Source organism: Pseudolabrys taiwanensis (assembly GCF_003367395.1).
Classification (GTDB): domain Bacteria; phylum Pseudomonadota; class Alphaproteobacteria; order Rhizobiales; family Xanthobacteraceae; genus Pseudolabrys; species Pseudolabrys taiwanensis.
Genome location: NZ_CP031417.1, coordinates 359,354 through 378,942, shown reverse-complemented (window position 1 = coordinate 378,942; position 19,589 = coordinate 359,354). Strand labels below are relative to the sequence as shown.

Below are 19,589 nucleotides of genomic sequence, written 5' to 3'. Positions count from 1 at the left end.
GAGAACATGGCTGCTGGCAAGGACAAGTTTGGCCGTCCTCTCGTCGTGGTCACCGGCCTCGGCGTCGTCACCTCGCTCGGCGCCGGAAAGACCGACAACTGGGCCAAGCTTACCGCCGGCGAATCCGGCATCCGCGCCATCACCCGCTTCCCGACCGATGGCCTGCGGACACGCATAGCGGGCACCATTGATTTCCTCGACGCGCAGCCTTGCGCCGCGTCCTATTCGGAACGATTTGCTAATTTGGCGGCCGAAGAGGCCGTTGCGCAGTCCGGCATCGGCGCGCAGGGCGACTTTCCCGGGCCGCTCTTCCTCGCCGTCGCGCCGATCGAGATGGAATGGCCGCAGCGCTTCGAACTCAGCGCCCGCGCCGGCGCCAACGAGAAGGTCACCTACAGTGATCTCCTGCGGGTCAGCGCCCAGTTTCCAGCCTATCACGAGCGTTTCCTGTTCGGCTCCGTCGCCGATCACCTCGCGGAGAAGTACGGCACGCGCGGCACGCCGATCTCGCTGTCTACGGCCTGCGCCTCCGGCGCGACCGCGATCCAGCTTGGCGTCGAAGCGATCCGGCGCGGCGAGACCGATGCGGCGCTGTGCATCGGCACCGACGGCTCGATCAATCCGGAAGCGGTAATCCGCTTCTCGCTGCTGTCGGCCCTGTCAACGCAGAACGACCAGCCGCACAAGGCGGCGCGCCCCTTCTCCAAGACGCGCGACGGCTTCGTCATGGCGGAAGGCGCCGGTGCGCTGGTGCTGGAAAGCTACGACTCCGCCAAGGCGCGCGGCGCCAAGATCCTCGGCGTGCTCGAAGGCTGTGGCGAGATGACGGACGCGTTCCATCGCACGCGCTCGAGCCCGGACGGCAAGCCGATCATCGGCTGCATGAACGTTGCGTTGAAAGATGCCGGTCTGACGCCCGACGACATCGATTACGTCAACGCGCACGGCACCTCGACGCCGGAAAACGACAAGATGGAATATCTTGGCTGCGCCAACGTTTTCGGCGAACGCCTGAAGACGCTGCCGATGTCGTCCAACAAATCCATGATCGGCCACACGCTCTCGGCGGCCGGCGCGGTCGAAGCGGTGTTCTCGATCCTGACGCTGCAGAACCAACGTATGCCGCCCACGATCAACTACGACACGCCCGATCCGGCGATCCCGCTCGACGTCGTGCCGAACACGGCGCGTGACGCCAAGCTCAAGCACGTCATTTCCAACTCATTCGGCTTCGGCGGGCAAAACGTCTCGCTGATCATGGGGCTCGAGCCGGCGGCCTAAAGGCCGCCGCTCGTCACTTTCATATGCGCGCACTTCAGCTCATTGGCGATCGCAAGCTCGAGCTTGTCGACGTTCCGGCCCCGCCTGCCCCCGCGGAGGGCGAGGTACAGGTCCGCATCAAAGCGGTCGGCCTCAACCATCTCGACGTATGGGGCTTCCGCGGCATGGCTTTCGCCAAACGCAAGCTGCCGCTGGTCGTCGGCGCCGAAGCTTCCGGCGAGATCGCCGCGGTCGGTCCCGGCGTGACGGGCTTCAAGCCGGGCCAGAAGGTCACGATGTACGGCGCGATGACTTGCGGCCATTGCGCCGCGTGCCGCGAGGGCCGCGACAATCTCTGCGAAAACGTCGGCGGCGTATTCGGTTTCCACATCGACGGCTTCGCGCGCGAACTGATGAACATGCCGGCGCGGCTTGTCGTGCCCGTGCCGGACGGCGTGTCGCTGCGCGACGCCGCCTGCGCGCCGATCGCCTTCGGCACCACCGAGCACATGCTGTTCGACAACGCCAAGCTAAAGCCCGGCGAGACCATTCTGGTGCATGCGGCTGGCTCCGGCATCGGTTCGGTCGCGATCAAGATGGCCAAGGCGCTCGGCTGCACCGTGATCACCACTGTCGGCGACGACGAGAAGGCCGAGAAGGCCAAGGCGCTGGGGGCCGATCATGTCATCAACTACAAGAAAGACCGCTTCGAAGGCGTGACGCGCAAGCTCACCGCCAAGAAAGGCGTCGACGTCGTGTTCGAACATGTCGGCGGCGAAGGCTTCAACGGCTCGCTGCTGGTCCTCAAGCGCGGCGGCCGCCTCGTCACCTGCGGCTCCACCGCGGGCCCGACCGTCACCATCAATCTGATGCAGCTCTTCCAGCAGCAGTACAAGATCCTTGGATCGTTCGGCTGCCAGATCCGCAACATCCGCGACAGCCTGTCGAAAATGGCCGCCGGCATGAGCGCCATCATCGACTCCGAATTCCCGCTCACCGAGTTCGAGAAGGGTCTGGCGCGGCTGGAAGGCCGGCAGGTCTTCGGCAAGGTCATCATCAACTTCTAGCCGCCGGTCGCGCTCGTCCCCGCGAAAGCGGGGCCCCAGTCCTGTAGCTTCAAGTCCTTCGCGTGGTGGCACTGGATTCCCGCCGCAAGTCAGCTATAGCCGACTTGCGCACGATAGACGGCAGACATCGGGTAAGCTGACGTCTGCGCGCGGGAATGAGCGGAGTACGAGGCGATGCGCGTGAGACGTCTTCAAACATGAGCACGCTGAAACGAAAGCTGCGGCGCGGCCTTAAGCAGACGGGCGATGCCGTCGCCGGTGCGCTGGCGGTCGGCTTCCTGCGCGCCTTGCGCGGCGTCAATCCGGACCGCATGGCCGATATCGGCGGCGCTGTCATGCGCACGATCGGCCCGCTGTTCCGCGAGAACAAGATCGCGCGCGATCAGCTCACCGCGGCCTTCCCCGAGAAAACGCCGGCCGAAATCGAGAAGATCCTCGCCGGCACCTGGGACAATATCGGCCACATGGGCGCCGAGTTCGCCCATCTCGACCGGCTCTGGGATTTCGATGCGGACAATCCGAAGAAGGACGGGCGCATCCAGCTCAACGACGCCGACATCGAGCGCTTCCGCACGCTGCTCAACGACGGCAAGCCGGCGCTCATCTTCGCCGCGCATCTCGCCAATTGGGAGTTGCCGGCGATCTGCGCCGCCACTTACAAGCTCGATAGCGCGGTGCTCTACCGCCGGCCGAACATCAAGCGGCTGAACGACTGGATTACCGAGACGCGCTCGGCGACCATGGGCGAGTTGATCTCGACTGGATTGGACGCGCCGATGAAGATTTCGCAGGCGCTCGAGCGCGGCGCGCATGTCGGCATGCTGGTCGATCAGTATTACGTGCGCGGCGTCGAAGTGACGTTCTTCGGTCGCAAGACGCGCGCCAATCCGCTGATCGCGCGTTTGGCGCAGCACTTCGACTGCCCGATCCACGGCACGCGCATCATCCGTCTGCCCGGCAACCGGTTCCGCGCCGAACTGACGGACGAGATCCAGCCGGTTCGCGATGCCGACGGCAAGGTCGATATCGCCGGCACCATGCAGCAGATCATCACCGTGATCGAAGGCTGGGTCCGCGAATATCCCGAGCAATGGCTGTGGCAGCACCGGCGTTGGCGCCCCGAGGATGATGCTCCAACGTCCTAGTCTCTCATGGTGAGGAGCGCTGCATCGATATCGGGTTCACCCCATATCGGTCTTGAGGTGCGCAAGTCGGCTGTAGCCGACTTGCGCACTATAGGTGGCGGGAATGAACGGAGGGTGTTTGAACCTGACCATAAACCGCTTTAGCGCCCCGTCTTGATCTTGGTCCACAGCCGATTGATCAGGCGCTGCGTCTTCTGATCGCGCGCGCTCACGGTATAGAGCTTGGCCATCGTCGCATCGTCGGGATAAACGCTTCTGTCATCGAGCACGGCCTTGTCGATGAACTTCTGGCTGGCAAGATTGCCATTGGCGTACGAAACGAGGTTCGAGTTCTTCGCCGCGACTTCAGGCTTTAGCAGATAGTTGATGAAGGCATAGGCCTCGTCGACATGCGCGGCATCCTTCGGGATGGCGAAGTTGTCGAACCACATCTGCGCGCCCTGCTTCGGAATCGCATAGGCGATCTCGACGCCGTTCTTGGCTTCCGCCGCCCGCTTCTGCGACTGCTTGATGTCGCCGGACCAGCCGACGACGAGACAAATCTCCCCGCTCGCCAGCGCGTTGAGATACTCGGAGGAATGGAATTTCCGCACCGACGGGCGGATCTTCAACATCAACTCCGCCGCCTTCTCGATATCCTTCTGATCCGTCGAGTTAGGATTGAGACCGAGATATTGCAGTGCCGCCGGCAGGATGTCGTCGGGACTATCGAGCATATGAATGCCGCAGTCCTTCAGCTTCGCGAGCTCTTCCGGCTTGAACACCGCGTCCCAGCTGTCGATGACCGCACCTTCGCCGAGCCGCGCCTTTATCGCCTTGACGTTGTAGCCGATGCCGGTCGTGCCCCACATGTAGTTGACGGCATATTGGTTGTCCGGATCGTAGCTCGCCAATCGTTTGGCGATTTCCGGCCAGACATTCGTCAGGTTCGGCAGCTTGTTCTTATCGAGCTTCTGGAATACGCCGGCCTTGATCTGGCGCTCGAGGAAATAGGCCGTCGGCACCACCACGTCGTAACCGGACTTGCCGGCGAGCAGTTTGGTTTCCAGCGTCTCATTGGCATCGAAGGTGTCGTACTGAACATTGATGCCGGTCTCCTTGGTAAAGTCCTCCAGGACGGTCGGATCGATGTAGTCCGACCAGTTGTAGACGTTCACCGTGCGCTGCGCCTGAGCGCCGGCCGGCATCAGCCCGGCCACGAGGACGAACAAAGCGGCAAAGAATGCGCGGCGCATCGATAACCTCTCAGGACGTAAAGCAAATTCCGGCTGCCTGCAGCATAGCGAACGTGTGGAGCACGACGAAGCGCCGCAACAGCGATATTGACAATCAAAAGAGCCGTCGCGTTAAAACATAGCTTAATACCGCACGAATCAGTTAAAAAGCGCGGGTTAGGTTTGTTGGTTTCCTCTTCCGTCTTTACGCGAAGGATGAGCGCATGCGCCGATCCGCAGCAATGTGGGTATCGGTTGCGTTTGTAGCGTTCTCGTCAGTCCTTTCCACCGCCATCGCAGCCGACTTGCGCGCACCGGTCTACAAGGCGCCGCCGCTTCTCACGCCCGTTCCGGTTTTCAGCTGGACCGGTTTCTATATCGGCGGACACATCGGCTACGGCTGGAGCCGCTTCAGCGCCGATGGTGACGCGCGCACGGCCAAAGGATTCCTCGGCGGCGCGCAGGCCGGCTTCAACTATCAGATCGGCCAGTTCGTGCTTGGCGTCGAAGGCGAATACTCATGGGCCAACGTCAAAGTCGACGAGACTTTGTTCGCCGGCACACTGACGCTCAAGAACGACTATTTCGCCACCGCTGCGGGCCGCCTCGGCTATGCCTTCGACCGGCTTCTGCTCTTCGGCAAAGTCGGCGCAGCATGGACCCGCGACAAGTGGGACGCCAACGACGGTTTCGGCGGCACCGCCACGGCCACCTCTAACCGCACCGGATGGCTCTTCGGCGCGGGCCTCGAATATGCCTTCTGGGAGAACGTCTCGGTGAAGGTGGAATACAATTATCTGACGTTTCCGTCCGTCACACCGAGCTTCGCCACCGCCGGCGGGCTCACCGTCGACGGTTCGTCAGGCGTCAAGCTCAACACCCAAGTGGTCAAGCTTGGCCTGAACTATCGCTTCGGGCTTTAGCCGGTACGCGTCGGCATCCCGGCGGCCTTCCAGCCAAGGATGCCGCCGGCAAGGTGCGCCTTATAGGGATAGCCGGCGTCCTGGGCGGCGAGCGACGCCGTCATGGAGCGTCGGCCAGACCGGCACGCGAAAACGACCTGACGGCCTTGCGGATCAGGAATGGTCGCGGGGTCAAACGTCGACAGCGGCACGATCACCGCCTCGGGGTAGCGCTCGACGGCGGTTTCGTTCGGCTCGCGGACGTCGACGAGCAGGATGCGACCCGCCTCGACGCCGGCCGCGACTTCCGCCGGGGTCAGATTGGTGACTTCGTTGGCTCGGGCCATTTCATCGGCCATGGACGGCACTCCGTTCTTCCGGCGCCGTTCTAGCCGGAAACGGCCGGTCTGGCATCAGACTTTTGGCCGCCTCTCGCAGCCAGATCCCCCTGCTCTGCCGGGCCACGCCGCAGCCTGAGCAGGATTTCGCGTTCGGTCTCGTGCCGCACGCCCTGCGCGCGGACGCGCAGCAAGTCACGGCGTGCGACGAGGCCGACCACGGCATTGTCACTCCGTCGCAGGATCGGAACCCGGCTCGCGTCCAGGGCCGCCATGCGGTCGGCCAGACGGCCGACCAATTCGTCCTCGTAGCCCACGGTCACGTCCTGCTCGCCGATCGCCTCGCGCAACACTTGGCCCGTACCCCAACCTTCGACCGTCCAGCGCAGTACGTCGGAGCGCGAAACCATGCCGACAAGCCGGCGGTCGGCGTCGATGATCGGATAGCTCTTGTGGCGTGTCGCCATATCGTCGGACGTGAAGAACGTGACGACGTCGGCGACCGGCATGTCGGCCGGTAGCGTTTCGACCGGCCGCGCCATGATGTCGGAGACCCGCATCATCTCGAAGGGATCGACCACATACTCGCGCATCACGTGATGGCCGCGGCGCGCCACCTTTTCGGTCAGGATCGAGCGGCGCAACAGCAGCACCGTCGTCGCATGCGCCAACACGCAAGCCACGGTCACGGGAACGAGCGCATCGACATTGTGCGTGAGCTCGAGCGCAAAGACGATAGCCGTCAGCGGCGAACGCATCGTGCCACCCATGATCGCGGCCATACCGATCAGCGCCCACGTGCCGCCGTCACCGAACGGCACGATGCCGCCGAACAGCGCTCCGAGCGCGCCGCCCATCATCAACAGCGGCGCCAATACGCCTCCCGACGTGCCGGAGCCGAGCGCGACCGACCAGATGATGGCCTTCACGGCGATCAACCGCACAATCTCCACGGTCGACATCTGCCCGTTGAGAAGCGCGGCAATATTGTCATAGCCGACGCCGAGGGCGCGCGGCTCGATCATGCCGCCGACGCCAATAACGACGCCGCCGAGGGCGGGCCACCACATCCAATGGATCGGCAGGCGCTGAAACGCATCTTCGCAAGCGTAGACCATTTGAGTCAGGAGACCGGAGGCGAGCCCGGCCACCACGCCGAGGACAGCGGCGCAGCCGAGCGCCAGGGGAACGAACTCCGCGCTCTCGGCCATCGGAAACAAAACGCCGCCGCCAAGCAGATAAGGCCTGAGCGCCGCCGCGATGATGGACGCGATGGCAACGGGCACGAAGCTGCGCGGCTTCCATTCGAACAACAGAAGCTCGACCGCGAGCAGCATCGCCGCGACCGGTGTGCCGAAGGTCGCGCTCATGCCTGCCGCCGCGCCGGCGACGAGTAGCGTCTTGCGCTCCGCGCTCGTGAGATGAAACAGCTGCGCGAACAGCGAGCCGAAGGCACCGCCGGTCATGATGATCGGCCCTTCCGCGCCGAACGGGCCGCCGGTGCCGATCGATATCGCGGACGACAGCGGCTTGAGCAACGCGACGCGCGGCTGAATGCGGCTGCGGCCGATCAGGATCGCTTCCATGGCTTCGGGGATGCCGTGGCCGCGGATCTTCTCCGAGCCGAAGCGCGCCATCAGGCCAATGATGATACAGCCCGTCACCGGGATCAGCACCGAGAGCCAGCCGAGCCCGTGATCCGGTGGGGACGCCGGGGCCGTGCTGAAACGGCCGTAATAGGCGATATTAGTGGCAAGCGCGATCAGATGATACAGCGCCCAGGCGGCCGCGGCGCCGGCGCAGCCGACGATCAATGCCATCCCGACCAGCAGAAAGAGACGCCGATCCGTGCTGAAATCCCGCAAACGATCCTGGACCGACCGGCCGCCTGTTTCCTGCGGCCCAACCGGGGAGCGTGTTGAACGATCAGGGGAAACGTCGCTCGGCATAATCGGCACCTGTGGACGAGGAAAATGAAGGCCGGCACATATATCGTAGTACGATATATTTTGAAACAGGGATATTGCATGGCAGCTCGCGGAGCACGGTCATGAGCACCAAGGCGTCAGGCCGCCCCCTCACCGACGCCGACTACGAGCGGCTGGCGGAGTTCCGCTATCTGCTGCGCCGCTTTCTGCTCTTCAGCGAAGGCGCAGCCGAAGAAGCCGGGCTCACCGCCCAGCAGCATCAAGCACTGCTGGCGATCAAGGGCTTCGGTCAGAAGAAAACGATGACCACCGGCGACCTCGCCGAGCGGCTGGGCATCCGGCCTCACAGCGCGGTCGGACTGATCGACCGTCTCTTGTCGAATGCGCTGGTGAAACGGCAGACGGGCTCAGAGGACCGGCGGCAGGTATTGCTGACGTTGACGCCGAAGGCCGAGAAACTGCTGGCACAGCTGTCGGCCGCACACCGGGACGAACTCGAACGGCTGGCGCCGCTGCTGCAAACGCTGCTGACGCACTTCAAGCCGAAGGCGTGAGCGTCAGATCGTGACCTGCGTGCCGACTTCGACCACGCGGCCGGTGGGAATCTGGAAGTAATCGGTGGCGTCGTTGGCGGAGCGCGTGAGGCCAATGAAGAGCCGGTCCTGCCAGCGCGGCATGCTCGACTTGGCGGCCGGCTTGAGCAGGCGCCGCGACAGGAAGAATGACGTCGACATGATGTCGAATTGCCAGCCGAGCTTACGCGCGATCGCCAGCGCCTTCGGCACGTTCGGCGTCTCCATGAAGCCGAAGCGCAAGGTCACGCGCAAGAAGGTCTCGCCGACCGGCTCGATGCGCACGCGCTCGGCCGGATCGATACGCGGCGTGTCCGCCGTCTCGATCGTGAGAATGACGTTCTTCTCGTGCAGCACCTTGTAGTGCTTGAGACTGTGCAGCAGCGCGGTCGGCGCGAACTCGGGATCGCTCGTCAGGAACACCGCCGTTCCCGGCACCGTGTGCGGCATCTTCTTTTCCAGGCTCGCGACCAAAGTCGACAGCGGAATTTCCTGGCGCCGCGTCTTCTGAATTAACAGGCGGCTGCCACGGCGCCACGTATACATCACCACCATCACCAGCGCGCCGAGCGCCAGCGGCATCCAACCGCCCTCGATGATCTTGAGCATGTTGGCGACGAGGAACGTGAAATCGATGAACAAGAACGGCGCGATCAGCGCCGCCGCCGCCACCGCCGACCAGCGCCACACCTTCCAGATGACGATGAAAGCCATCATCGCGGTCACCACCATCGTGCCGGTGACGGCGATGCCGTAGGCCGACGCCAGCGCGCTCGAAGAACGGAAGATGCCGACCAGCAGCAACACGCCGGCCAGCAGCAGGACGTTGACGCGCGGCATGAATATCTGTCCCGCGAGCGTCGCCGACGTGTGGCGAATTTCGAAACGCGGCAGCAGGCCAAGCTGAATGGCCTGACGGGTCAGCGAATAGGCGCCGCTGATGACGGCCTGGCTCGCAATCACCGTCGCGATCGTCGCCAGCACCACCATCGGCAGCAGCGCCCATTCGGGAAACAAAAGGAAAAACGGATTCTCGATCGCCTTCGCGTCGGCGAGCACCAGTGCGCCTTGGCCGAGATAGTTCAGAGCGAGCGCCGGCAGCACCATGACGAGCCAGGCGAAACGGATCGGCGTGCGGCCGAAATGGCCGAGATCGGCGTATAGCGCCTCGCAGCCCGTGACGCAGAGGAACACGGCGCCCAGCGTGAAGAATGCGATGATGCCGTGATGAATTAGGAAGTAGATACCGTAGTACGGATTGAAGGCATAAAGCACCATCGGATTCTTCACGATGTGCCACAAGCCGGCGACCGCGATAACGACAAACCAGACCACCATGATCGGGCCGAAGAATGCCGCCACCTTGGCGGTACCGCGCGACTGAACCGAAAACAGCCCGACCAGGATCAGGATCGTGATCGGCACCACATAGTGCTCAAAGGTTGGCGTCGCGACCTTGAGGCCCTCCACCGCCGATAACACCGATAAGGCGGGCGTGATGATTGCATCGCCATAGAACAACGCGCCGCTGATGATGCCGAGCAGAATGACGGTGCCGCTCACGCGCCCGAGCGAGCGCGAGGCGAGCGCCATCAATGCAAGCGTACCGCCCTCGCCGTTATTGTCCGCGCGCAAAAGAATGATGACGTACTTGACCGTCACCACCAGCAGCAGCGCCCAGATGATCAATGAGAGGATGCCGAGGATCACTGGCTCGTTGGCCGGCCCGCCACCGCTGGTAGCGGCGACGACCGATTCGCGTAACGCATAGAGGGGGCTGGTACCGATGTCCCCGTACACGACACCGATGCTACCGAGGGTCAAAGCCCAAAAATTGTGCTTTACCGGGTCGGCCCCATCGACGCCGGCGATGGGCGCGTCCGCAGCGGCTGCATTGGTATGGGACATCACGTGAACGGCCTGGGCCTCTGGATCACAGCATACGAGGCGGCGGCTTATAGACCGGAGTGCCCCGTCTGCATAGCCACCGCTGTGAACCGACCCGATTCGGCCAAATAGGCGTCGCAGGCAGGATCGGACGCTACCGAAGTACCGTCCGGGTTCCTCTCGCGACCGGCCGTCCTCTAAAGACCACGACGCCGGAATTGGCTTAGGGCTTCAAATCGGGCGGAACCGGCGGCTCCTCCCGCATCAACGTTATAGTGACGCGGCGGTTCGGCGGCATCGACGGATTGTCGGGGAAAAGCGGGTCGGTGTCGGCCCGGCCGGCGACCATGTAGATGTGACCGTTTGGCACACCTTCCGCCGCGAGGATCTCGCGCACGGCATTGGCCCGGTCCGCGGAGAGATCCCAGGGGCCGTAGCCGGGTTTCGCCGGCAGATTGCTCGTCGCCGTGTGACCGACGATGGAAATGCGGTACGGCATGGCCTTGAGCGACGGTGCGATCTTCTGGATCAGCTTGCGCGTACGCTCATAGGGTTGCTTGAGACCGTCGGGGAACATCGAGCGGCCGTCCTGGTCGACGATCTCGATGTTCAGGCCCTGCTTGGTCTCCTCCATCATGATGTGTTTCGAGATCTCGCTGATCTCCGGCATCTCCTGCAACGCCTGCCGGAGTGAGGCCGAGGCCAGCGCGAAGTTGCGGTCTTCCTTGAAGCGGGCGCCGTAGGTGCGCTGGCGGTCGTGCTCGTCCGGAGACGGCGTCGCCGACGCTTCCGACGGATCGATGTGCGCGGCGTTCTTGAGCTTCGGACGCGTCGGCAGGCCGAGTACCTCGATGATGCCGGAATAGCGCACGCGGTCCTGCACGCCGAAAGCGTCGCGCATCGATCCGGCGACGACTTGTAGCTTCGCCTGGTCCTGGGTGGAGAACGCGACCAGCATCACGAAGAAGGCCATCATCAGGCCCATGAGGTCGGCGAACGTCACGAACCAGCCGTGACCGCCACCGTGTCCACCGTCTTTACGTCTCGCCATCCTGGCGCTCCTTCACGTGTCCGCCTTCTAAGCGGGCACCGCCTCCGCCTCGCCTTCCGCTTCGCTGTGACGATGCTTTTCAGGCAGATAAGCGAGCAACATTTCGCGGACCAAGGTCGGGCTCTTGCCTTCGCGGATCATGAGCACGCCGTCGATAATCAGGGTACGATTGATTTCTTCGTCGATCAGCTTGAGGTGCAGCTTGTCGGCGATCGGCAGACAGAACAGGTTGGCGACCGCGGCGCCGTAGAACGTGGCAAGGAGCGCGACCGCCATGTAGGGACCGAGCTTCGACGGATCGGTCATGTTGGCGAACATCTGCACCATGCCGATCAGCGTGCCGATCATGCCGAAGGCCGGCGCGCAGTCGCCGACCGCGCGATAGATCTTCGAGCCTTCGTCGAGATGCGTGAGGAAATTGTCGCGATCGCGCTCGAGATTGTCGCGGATGAATTCGGTGTCGTAACCGTCGGCGACGAAGCGAATGCCCTTGGCGAGGAAGGGGTCTTCGACCTCGACCTTCTCGAGGCCGATCGGGCCTTGTTTACGCGCGATTTCGGCAAGGCCGGCGATCTCGTCGACCAGTTCGCGCTGGCTCATGCGGCGCATGGTGAAGGCGAACTTCATGCCGAGCGGCAGGCCGTGCACCATCGCACTGAAGGGAAAGCGGATAAGCGTTGCCGAGAAGGAGCCGCCGAAGATGACGATGAACGCGTGCAAATCGAGGAACATCCCGACATCGCCGCCCATCAAGATCAACGATATGAGAACGATGCCGCCGGCAACAAGACCGAGACCGGTCGCAATATCCATGACTTGAACCCCACCCCACGCACGACTTGCGCCGTAACAAAGCCGACGCCACGCGGCGACCCTAGACTGGGGCCGCTTAAGGGGGGGTAAAGGCTAACCGATGGTGAAAGAAAAACGCGCCAGACGCCGTGTCACCCCCCGTGACCTGCGGGCAAAATTCTGCAAAAAGCAGCCCGGAATCCGCGCCCTCCTGGGGGGCCCCGGACCGGAAACAGCCCACTGGCGAATATCCAGTCAAATCGAAGGAGTTGAGACCCATGCGTGAGATCGGTCATTTCATCGGCGGCAAGTCCGTCAAAGGGGTCTCGGGCCGTTTTGGCGACGTCTTCGATCCGAATACCGGCGAGGTGCAGGCCAAGGTCGCCCTCGCGAAGCACTCCGAGGTTGAGCACGCGATCGCGAACGCCGAGGCCGCGCAGCCGGTTTGGGCGGCGACCAACCCGCAGCGCCGCGCCCGCGTTATGTTCAAATTCCTGGAGCTGGTGCAAAAGGAATACGACAGCCTTGCGCGCCTCCTCTCCTCCGAGCACGGCAAGACCTTCCCGGACGCCAAGGGCGACATCCAGCGCGGCCTCGAAGTCGTCGAGTTCGCCTGCGGCATCCCGAACCTGATGAAGGGCGAGTTCAGCGGTAGCGCCGGCCCGAACACCGACCTCTACTCGCTGCGTCAGCCGCTTGGCGTCGTCGCCGGCATCACCCCGTTCAACTTCCCGGCGATGATCCCGCTGTGGAAGGCCGCGCCCGCGCTCGCCTGCGGCAATGCCTTCATCCTCAAGCCGTCCGAGCGCGCGCCGTCGGTGCCGATGCGCATCGCTGAGCTGTTCCTCGAGGCCGGCCTGCCGGAAGGCGTGTTCAACGTCGTCAACGGCGACAAGGAAGCGGTCGACACCATTCTCAACGACAAGCGCATCATGGCGGTCGGCTTCGTCGGCTCGTCGGCGATCGCCGAATACATCTACACGACCGGCTGCGCCAACGGTAAGCGCGTGCAGTGCTTCGGCGGCGCCAAGAACCACATGATCGTGATGCCGGACGCCGACATGGATCAGGCGGTCGACGCGCTGATCGGCGCGGGTTACGGCTCGGCCGGCGAGCGCTGCATGGCCATCTCGGTCGCGGTCCCGGTCGGCGAGAAGACCGCCGATGCCCTGCTCAAGAAGCTGATCCCGCGCGTCGAGAGCCTAAAGATCGGCCCCTCGACCGACCCGCAGGCCGACTACGGCCCGCTGGTGACCAAGCAGGCGCTCGACCGCGTGAAGGGCTACGTCGACACCGGCGTCAAGGAAGGCGCCAAGCTGCTCGTCGACGGTCGCGGCTTCAAGATGCAGGGCTACGAGAACGGCTTCTTCATGGGCGGCTGCTTGTTCGACCACGTGACGCCCGACATGACGATCTACAAGGAAGAGATCTTCGGGCCGGTGCTCTCGGTCGTCCGCGCCAAGGACTACGAGGAAGCCGTGCGTCTGCCGTCCGAACACGAGTACGGCAACGGCGTTGCCATCTACACCCGCGACGGCGACACCGCGCGTGACTTCGTCAGCCGGGTCGAGGTTGGCATGGTCGGCGTGAACTTCGCCATCCCGGTACCGTTGTCCTACTACACCTTCGGCGGCTGGAAGCGCTCGGGCTTCGGCGACCTCAACCAGCACGGTCCGGACTCGATCCGCTTCTACACGAAGACCAAGACGGTCACCTCGCGCTGGCCAACCGGCACCAAGGAAGGCGCCGAGTTCGTGATCCCGACGATGAAATAAGCTACAAAGTCGCGAATGGCATTCGTCCGATTCGCGGCCTTATCGACAATGCTCCTGCTCGCCGGCTGCGCCGGCGAGCAGCTTACCGCTGCCACATCCTCTTCGCCTCAAGCCGGCCCGCCGACCACGATGAGCGGCCGCTGGTTTCTGGCAGCGCCTAACGCCCCACCCTGCGGCATTAATTTCAGCGGCGCCAACGGTGCGCCCGAAGGCCGCATGGCGCCCGAAGGCGGCTGCCCCGGCCGGTTCTTTCTCAGCCGACGCTGGTCGCTGGCAGGCGACGCTCTCACCATCAGTGAAGATGACGGCCAACCGCTCGGCACGCTGAAATTTGCCGCCGGACAATTCGACGGCGAAGCCGTCACCGGCATGAAGATCACGCTGGCGCGCTGAGCGGTTCGGCGCAAGTTGACCTCCGCTCGTTCCCGCGCAAGCGGGAATCCAGCGCTGGGTCCCCGATTTCGCGGGGACGAGCGGAAATCGGTGTTGCGTCGGCGCTTGATCGTGACTCGATGAAGAGCTTTCATGGCGCGGCCATCGTCCGCCCTCCATGTGAGTTCATCAATGTCCGAATATCAGCTCTATTGCTTCGCCCAATCCGGCAATGCGTATCGGGGCGCCCTAATGCTCAACCTCATCGGCGCCGATTGGAAGCCGGTCTGGTACGACTTTTTCGGCACCGCGCCGCAACGTACGCCGGAGTTCCGCGAGAGCGTGAACGAGATGGGGGAAGCGCCGGTGCTCGTCGACAACGTTCGTAACAAGAAGCTGTCGCAATCGGGCGTGATCCTGACCTATCTGTCGGACCTCACCGGCCAGTACAAACCCGAAGGCGAGGACGCGAAGCTGGAAGCACTGCGCTGGATCATTTTCGACAATCAGAAAGTTAACGGCTTTCTCGGCCCCTTTCGCTTCCTGAAAAACTTTGCGCCGACGCCGGGCGACCCCGCGGTGATGGAGTTCCTGAAAGGGCGCGCGCAGGCGGCGCTGGCCATCGTCAACAAGCGGCTCGAGCAAACGCCCTTTCTGGTCGGCGACAAACCGACCATCGCGGATATCTCGATGACCGGCTATCTCTATTATCCCGCCGACGAATTCGGCTTCGACATCGCCAAGGATCATCCGGCGATCGGCGCGTGGCTCGGGCGCATGAAAGCCCTGCCCGGCTGGGGCCATCCTTACGATCTGATGCCCGGCTATCCGTTCGGATCGAAGCCGGCCGTCTGAGATCGAGCGAGCCTATTTGTCGTGGTGATGATGCCCGTGGCCATGGTGATCGTGCCCATGATCATGGTCGTGATGATGATGATCATGCCCGCAATGGGCGTGATCATGGTTATGGCCATGATGATGGTCATGATCGTGATGGTGGTCATGATGCGCATGATCGTGATGCGCATGTGCCGTTTCGTAGGCGCCGCCTTCGGGCTCGAACGGCGCTTCGAGGTGCACCACCTTGGCGCCCAGCGATTTCAACAACGCCTCGATCGCTGGATCACGCTGCGCCCGGATACGGTTCGGCAGAAGCTGCACCGGCACATGGCGGTCGCCGAGATGCCAGGCAAGCCGCGCTAGGGCCGATACATCGGTCGCGCGCGACTCGATCAACGGTTCGGGCGCCGCGACCACCTCGATCAATGCGCCGTTATCGAGCTCGAGCAGATCATCGGTGCGCAGCCGCACCGGCGTTTCCAGATCGATATCGATGCCGGTGCCCTTCACGCCGCTGACCGTGATCTTCGGCGTGCTGCGCTGGGCATAATCGAGGATAACAGTGTCGACGGGCGTACGACCGTGACGGTCGTTTGCGGCGATAGCGCGGAGAGCACGGGGCATGGATCGTCCGGCGGAAGGAGCCAAAAGAGTCAATTGAGCCGCGCGGGCCGGTCGTCGTCGCCGGCGCCCATTGGCGGCGGCGCAACACCGACATCGGCGTCAGATACGGCCGCCGCTTCGGCGTCCTTCCGGACGTTTTCGCGATAAGCCCACCAGCCGAGCGGTAGACACACAAGATACGCGATCGTCCCGAGAGTCAGGACGGCCCATGGGTAGCTGATCAACAACGCGAAGAACAGCACCACGACGACGAAGACCGGCAGCACCATCTCCGGCGGCACGCGCTTGCCCATGCGCTTGCCGGAAAAGACCGGCAGCCGCGACACCATGAGCAACGCGATCGCGAGCGTGTAGACGAAGGTGAACCAGATGACGACGAGGCTGTTCGGCACGCCGAGGAAATAGAGATAGATCGGCAGCAACACGGTGATGGCGCCCGCCGGGGCCGGAATGCCGGTGAAGAAGTCGGCAGCCCAAGCCGGCTTGTTCGGATCGTCGATCATCACATTGAAGCGCGCGAGCCTTAAGCCCGCGCAGATCGCGAACACCATCGCGACGATCCACCCCGCCGATTTCAGATCGTGCAAGCCCCAGAAATACAGGATCAGGGCCGGTGCCACGCCGAAGTTCACGAAATCGGCCAGACTGTCGAGTTCGGCACCGAATTTCGACGTGCCCTTGAGCATGCGCGCGACACGGCCGTCGATGCCGTCAAGCAAGGCCGCGAAAACGATGGCGGCAAGCGCCCATTCGAGCTTGCTCTCGATCGCCAGCCGGATCGCCGTCAGGCCGGCGCAGAGCGCCAGCAGCGTGATGAGGTTGGGCAGCAGCGTGCGCACCGGAATCGCTTTGAAGCGGCGGCGGAACGGCGGCGGAGCGGGGTCGAAGGGCTGAAACACCATGGTAATAGGAAATATACAACGTCGCCCACGGTTCCGCCACGGCGGTCAGCCGCGACCACGCGCCGCCGTTAACGACGATTTCGCGCCTCAGCCTGCCCGGAAAGCGCGCCCCGTGTCGGAATGGGCGAGGTCCGCGAGCACGGTCTCGCCGGCGGTCGCAATCTGCCCGACCGCAACCTGCGGCATCGAACCCGGCGGCAAATAGACGTCGAGGCGCGAGCCGAAGCGGATCATGCCGAAGCGCTCGCCAGCCCCCACCGGCTGCTGTTCCTTCACGAAACAGACGATGCGGCGGGCCACCAGGCCCGCGATCTGCACCACCGCGATGCGGGTGCCGCCGGTCGAGATGACCAGCGCGTTGCGCTCGTTATCGACACTCGCTTTGTCGAGGTCGGCGTTGAAGAACTTCCCCGGCGTATAGGCGATCCGCTCGACGCGGCCGGACACCGGACTGCGGTTCACGTGGCAGTCGAACACGCTCATGAAGATCGACACGCGCGGCAGCGGCAGCGGACCCAGGCCGAGCTCGGGCGGCGGCGCGGCGGTGGTGATCTGGCTCACACGCCCGTCGGCGGGCGACACCACGAGGCCCTCGCGTACCGGCGTCACCCGCGGCGGATCGCGGAAGAAGTAGACGCACCACAGCGTCAGTACGGTGCCGATCCAGCCGAGCGGGCTCCACAGCCAGAACAGGATGAGAGCGATGAGCGCGAAGGCGCCGATGAACGGATAGCCTTCGGGCGTAATTGGGACGAACTGCTGGCGGATCGAATTGACGATGGACATGGTGGGTGTGTTCTACTCTGCCGCGTCGGCCGGCGCCACTGGGGGCGCTGTTTCGGCGGTCGCTGCGGCGGCGGTGATGGCATCTTCCACGGGCGGCGGATTGCGATTGGGCGCGCCCTCGTCGTCGCCGGCGCGGGCCAGACGCTCACGCGCCTCCTCGGCCTCGCGCTGCCGATTCCACATGCTGGCATAGAGCCCGTTCTTGGCGAGCAGCGCGTAATGCGTGCCGCGCTCGACGATTTCCCCTTGGCTCAGCACGATGATTTCATCGGCGCTGACAATGGTCGAGAGCCGGTGCGCAATGACCAGGGTCGTGCGTCCTTGAGATACGCGCTCGAGCGCATCCTGGATTTCCTTCTCGGTGTGGCTGTCGAGCGCCGAGGTCGCCTCGTCCAAGACCAGGATCGGCGGGGCTTTCAGAATGGTGCGCGCGATGGCGACGCGCTGCTTCTCACCGCCGGACAACTTCAAGCCACGTTCGCCCACCTCGGTCTCGTAGCCCTTCGGCGACAGACGGATGAAGCCGTCGATCTGCGCCAGCCGCGCCGCCTCTTCCACTTCGGCATCGCTCGCTTCCCAGCGGCCGTAGCGGATGTTGTAGCGGATGGTATCGTTGAACAGCACGGTGTCCTGCGGCACCATGCCGATCTGTCGGCGCAGCGACGCCTGCGTCACCTGCGCGATGTCCTGGCCGTCGATGGTGATGCGACCGGCCGACAGATCGTAGAAGCGATACAGAAGCCGCGAGATGGTCGACTTGCCGGCCCCCGACGGGCCGACGACGGCGACGGTCTTGCCCGCCGGCACCTCGAAGCTGATGCCCTTGAGGATCGGACGGTCCGGTTCGTAGGCGAAGGCGACATTGTCGAAGCGGATGACGCCGGCCGAGACCGTGAGCGGCGCGGCGCCGGGCGCGTCCTGAATCTCCGGATTGCGCGCCAGGATCGAGAACATGGTCTCGATGTCGATCACCGCCTGTTTGATCTCGCGATAGACCATGCCCATGAAATTAAGCGGCTGGTAGAGCTGGATCATCATCGAGTTGATCAGCACAAAGTCGCCGACCGTCTTCGAACCCGCCCGGATTTCGAAGGCGCACATCACCATCGCGGCGGCGAGACCGACGGTGAAGATGGTGGCCTGTCCGGCATTAAGCACGGAGAGCGAGGTGTAAGCACGGACGCTCGCGTCCTCGTAGCGCTCCATGGCGCGGTCGTACCGCGCGGCCTCGCGCTCCTCGGCCGAGAAATACTTCACCGTCTCGTAGTTGAGCAGCGAGTCGATCGCCTTCACGTTGGCGTCGGTGTCGCTGTCGTTCATCTTGCGGCGGATGCCGATACGCCACTCCGTCGCGTAGTACGTGTAAGCCATGTACAGCACGACGGTGATCAGGATCACGACCACATAGCGCCAGTCGAACTGCCACATCAGCACGCCGGTCACGAGCGCGAGCTCGATGATCGTCGGCGCGAGCTGCAGGATGACCATGCGTACGATGGTCTCGATGCCGTTGCGGCCACGCTCCAAAACGCGCGTCAAACCGCCGGTCTTGCGCTCGAGGTGAAAGCGCAGTGACAATTCGTGCATGTGCACGAAGGTGCGGTAGGCAAGCCTTCGTACCGCGTGCATGGCGACCTTGGCGAACAGGCCGTCGCGCAACTGCGTCAGCACCGCCATCAGGATGCGCATGCCGCCGTAAGCGACCGTCATCAGGATGGGCGCAGCGACGATCCAAACCAGCCAGTCGGAAGAGGCCACCGGCGCGCTGCCGCCGCCCGCGAGCGCGTCCGTCGCCCATTTGAAGGTGAACGGCACGGCGATGGTGGCAAGCTTGGCGACCAGCAGGAGCGCCATGGCACCGACCACCCGCCCCTTCAGGTCGGCCCGGTCGCTCGGCCAGATATAGGGCCACAGATGCACCACGGTGCGCAGCAGCGCCTCGCGGTCGGCGGAGACGCGCGGGGGTGACCCGGAAGTGCGGTGGGGATTGCGGTCAGCGGTCATTCGGAGGTCCGGAATCGGCAGGGCGCCAAGCCCCGCCGCGCCCCATATAGGAGGTTTCCGGCCGGTAATCACCCCGGGAGACCTGGAATAAGGCCTTAATCCCGCAGGAATTTGCGTGGCCGCTTGACGA

At 63.8% G+C, this 19,589-nt stretch carries 18 protein-coding genes; 8 read left to right on the top strand and 10 right to left on the bottom strand.

The features are described from left to right. Positions 1-6: 6 nt before the first annotated feature. The 3 genes from DW352_RS01745 to DW352_RS01735 all read left to right on the top strand — a co-directional run bounded on the left by DW352_RS01745 (position 7) and on the right by DW352_RS01735 (position 3,472). Positions 7-1,281: a beta-ketoacyl-ACP synthase gene (locus tag DW352_RS01745; RefSeq protein WP_115687945.1), complete on the top strand. Its 1,275-nt coding sequence runs from the start codon at positions 7-9 to the stop codon at positions 1,279-1,281. 23 nt (positions 1,282-1,304) lie between these two features. Next, positions 1,305-2,327: a zinc-binding dehydrogenase gene (locus DW352_RS01740; RefSeq protein ID WP_115687943.1), complete on the top strand. Its 1,023-nt coding sequence runs from the start codon at positions 1,305-1,307 to the stop codon at positions 2,325-2,327. Positions 2,328-2,524: 197 nt separating this feature from the next. Continuing rightward, a complete protein-coding gene (locus DW352_RS01735) occupies positions 2,525-3,472 on the top strand; it encodes a lipid A biosynthesis lauroyl acyltransferase (RefSeq protein WP_115687941.1) in 948 nt (315 codons plus the stop codon). Positions 3,473-3,612: 140 nt separating this feature from the next. Here DW352_RS01735 and DW352_RS01730 read toward each other — a convergent pair whose 3' ends face one another. After that, positions 3,613-4,707, bottom strand: coding sequence for a polyamine ABC transporter substrate-binding protein (locus DW352_RS01730; RefSeq protein ID WP_115687939.1), 1,095 nt, complete (start codon positions 4,705-4,707; stop codon positions 3,613-3,615). 203 nt (positions 4,708-4,910) lie between these two features. On the opposite strand from DW352_RS01730, the gene DW352_RS01725 reads away from it, so the two are divergent. After that, a complete protein-coding gene (locus tag DW352_RS01725) occupies positions 4,911-5,609 on the top strand; it encodes an outer membrane protein (protein ID WP_245434287.1) in 699 nt (232 codons plus the stop codon). Here DW352_RS01725 and DW352_RS01720 read toward each other — a convergent pair. Together DW352_RS01720 and DW352_RS01715 are read right to left on the bottom strand one after the other, a co-directional pair. Continuing rightward, positions 5,606-5,947 (bottom strand): rhodanese-like domain-containing protein, encoded by a 342-nt coding sequence (locus DW352_RS01720; protein ID WP_115687935.1) that lies wholly within the window; start codon positions 5,945-5,947, stop codon positions 5,606-5,608. The genes DW352_RS01725 and DW352_RS01720 overlap by 4 nt on opposite strands. A 29-nt stretch (positions 5,948-5,976) precedes the next feature. After that, positions 5,977-7,875, bottom strand: a complete 1,899-nt coding sequence (locus DW352_RS01715; protein WP_115687933.1) for a chloride channel protein — start codon at positions 7,873-7,875, stop codon at positions 5,977-5,979. 101 nt (positions 7,876-7,976) lie between these two features. Here DW352_RS01715 and DW352_RS01710 point away from each other — a divergent pair, with 101 nt between their 5' ends. Continuing rightward, positions 7,977-8,408, top strand: a complete 432-nt coding sequence (locus DW352_RS01710; RefSeq protein ID WP_115687931.1) for a MarR family winged helix-turn-helix transcriptional regulator — start codon at positions 7,977-7,979, stop codon at positions 8,406-8,408. A 3-nt stretch (positions 8,409-8,411) separates the two neighbouring features. Here the strand turns inward: DW352_RS01710 and DW352_RS01705 are convergent, their stop codons facing one another. The 3 genes from DW352_RS01705 to DW352_RS01695 all read right to left on the bottom strand — a co-directional run bounded on the left by DW352_RS01705 (position 8,412) and on the right by DW352_RS01695 (position 12,177). Then, positions 8,412-10,334 carry a potassium transporter Kup gene (locus DW352_RS01705; RefSeq protein WP_115687929.1) on the bottom strand — a complete coding sequence of 641 codons (1,923 nt, stop codon included), beginning with the start codon at positions 10,332-10,334 and terminating at the stop codon, positions 8,412-8,414. A gap of 202 nt (positions 10,335-10,536) precedes the next feature. Then, positions 10,537-11,364: an OmpA/MotB family protein gene (locus DW352_RS01700; protein ID WP_115687927.1), complete on the bottom strand. Its 828-nt coding sequence runs from the start codon at positions 11,362-11,364 to the stop codon at positions 10,537-10,539. 27 nt (positions 11,365-11,391) lie between these two features. Beyond that, positions 11,392-12,177, bottom strand: coding sequence for a motility protein A (locus tag DW352_RS01695; protein WP_115687925.1), 786 nt, complete (start codon positions 12,175-12,177; stop codon positions 11,392-11,394). 257 nt (positions 12,178-12,434) lie between these two features. On the opposite strand from DW352_RS01695, the gene DW352_RS01690 reads away from it, so the two are divergent. The 3 genes from DW352_RS01690 to DW352_RS01680 all read left to right on the top strand — a co-directional run bounded on the left by DW352_RS01690 (position 12,435) and on the right by DW352_RS01680 (position 15,158). Beyond that, the gene (locus tag DW352_RS01690; RefSeq protein WP_115687923.1) at positions 12,435-13,931 is read left to right on the top strand and encodes a CoA-acylating methylmalonate-semialdehyde dehydrogenase; all 1,497 of its coding nucleotides are present in this window, start codon (positions 12,435-12,437) and stop codon (positions 13,929-13,931) included. A gap of 48 nt (positions 13,932-13,979) precedes the next feature. Beyond that, on the top strand, positions 13,980-14,324 hold the full coding sequence (locus tag DW352_RS01685; RefSeq protein ID WP_162826713.1) for an AprI/Inh family metalloprotease inhibitor: 345 nt from the start codon (positions 13,980-13,982) through the stop codon (positions 14,322-14,324). A 171-nt stretch (positions 14,325-14,495) separates the two neighbouring features. Then, complete coding sequence (locus DW352_RS01680; protein WP_115687919.1) at positions 14,496-15,158, top strand: glutathione S-transferase family protein; 663 nt, start codon at positions 14,496-14,498, stop codon at positions 15,156-15,158. A 12-nt stretch (positions 15,159-15,170) separates the two neighbouring features. Here DW352_RS01680 and DW352_RS01675 read toward each other — a convergent pair whose 3' ends face one another. The 4 genes from DW352_RS01675 to DW352_RS01660 form a co-directional block, all read right to left on the bottom strand. Next, on the bottom strand, positions 15,171-15,791 hold the full coding sequence (locus DW352_RS01675) for an urease accessory protein UreE (RefSeq protein ID WP_245434286.1): 621 nt from the start codon (positions 15,789-15,791) through the stop codon (positions 15,171-15,173). 5 nt (positions 15,792-15,796) lie between these two features. Beyond that, entirely contained in the window at positions 15,797-16,669 is an 873-nt protein-coding gene (pssA, locus tag DW352_RS01670; protein ID WP_115687915.1) for a CDP-diacylglycerol--serine O-phosphatidyltransferase, read from the bottom strand. Between the two features lie 87 nt (positions 16,670-16,756). Then, entirely contained in the window at positions 16,757-17,455 is a 699-nt protein-coding gene (locus tag DW352_RS01665; RefSeq protein WP_115687913.1) for a phosphatidylserine decarboxylase, read from the bottom strand. A gap of 12 nt (positions 17,456-17,467) precedes the next feature. Beyond that, the gene (locus DW352_RS01660) at positions 17,468-19,459 is read right to left on the bottom strand and encodes an ABCB family ABC transporter ATP-binding protein/permease (protein ID WP_115687911.1); all 1,992 of its coding nucleotides are present in this window, start codon (positions 19,457-19,459) and stop codon (positions 17,468-17,470) included. Positions 19,460-19,589: the final 130 nt, after the last annotated feature.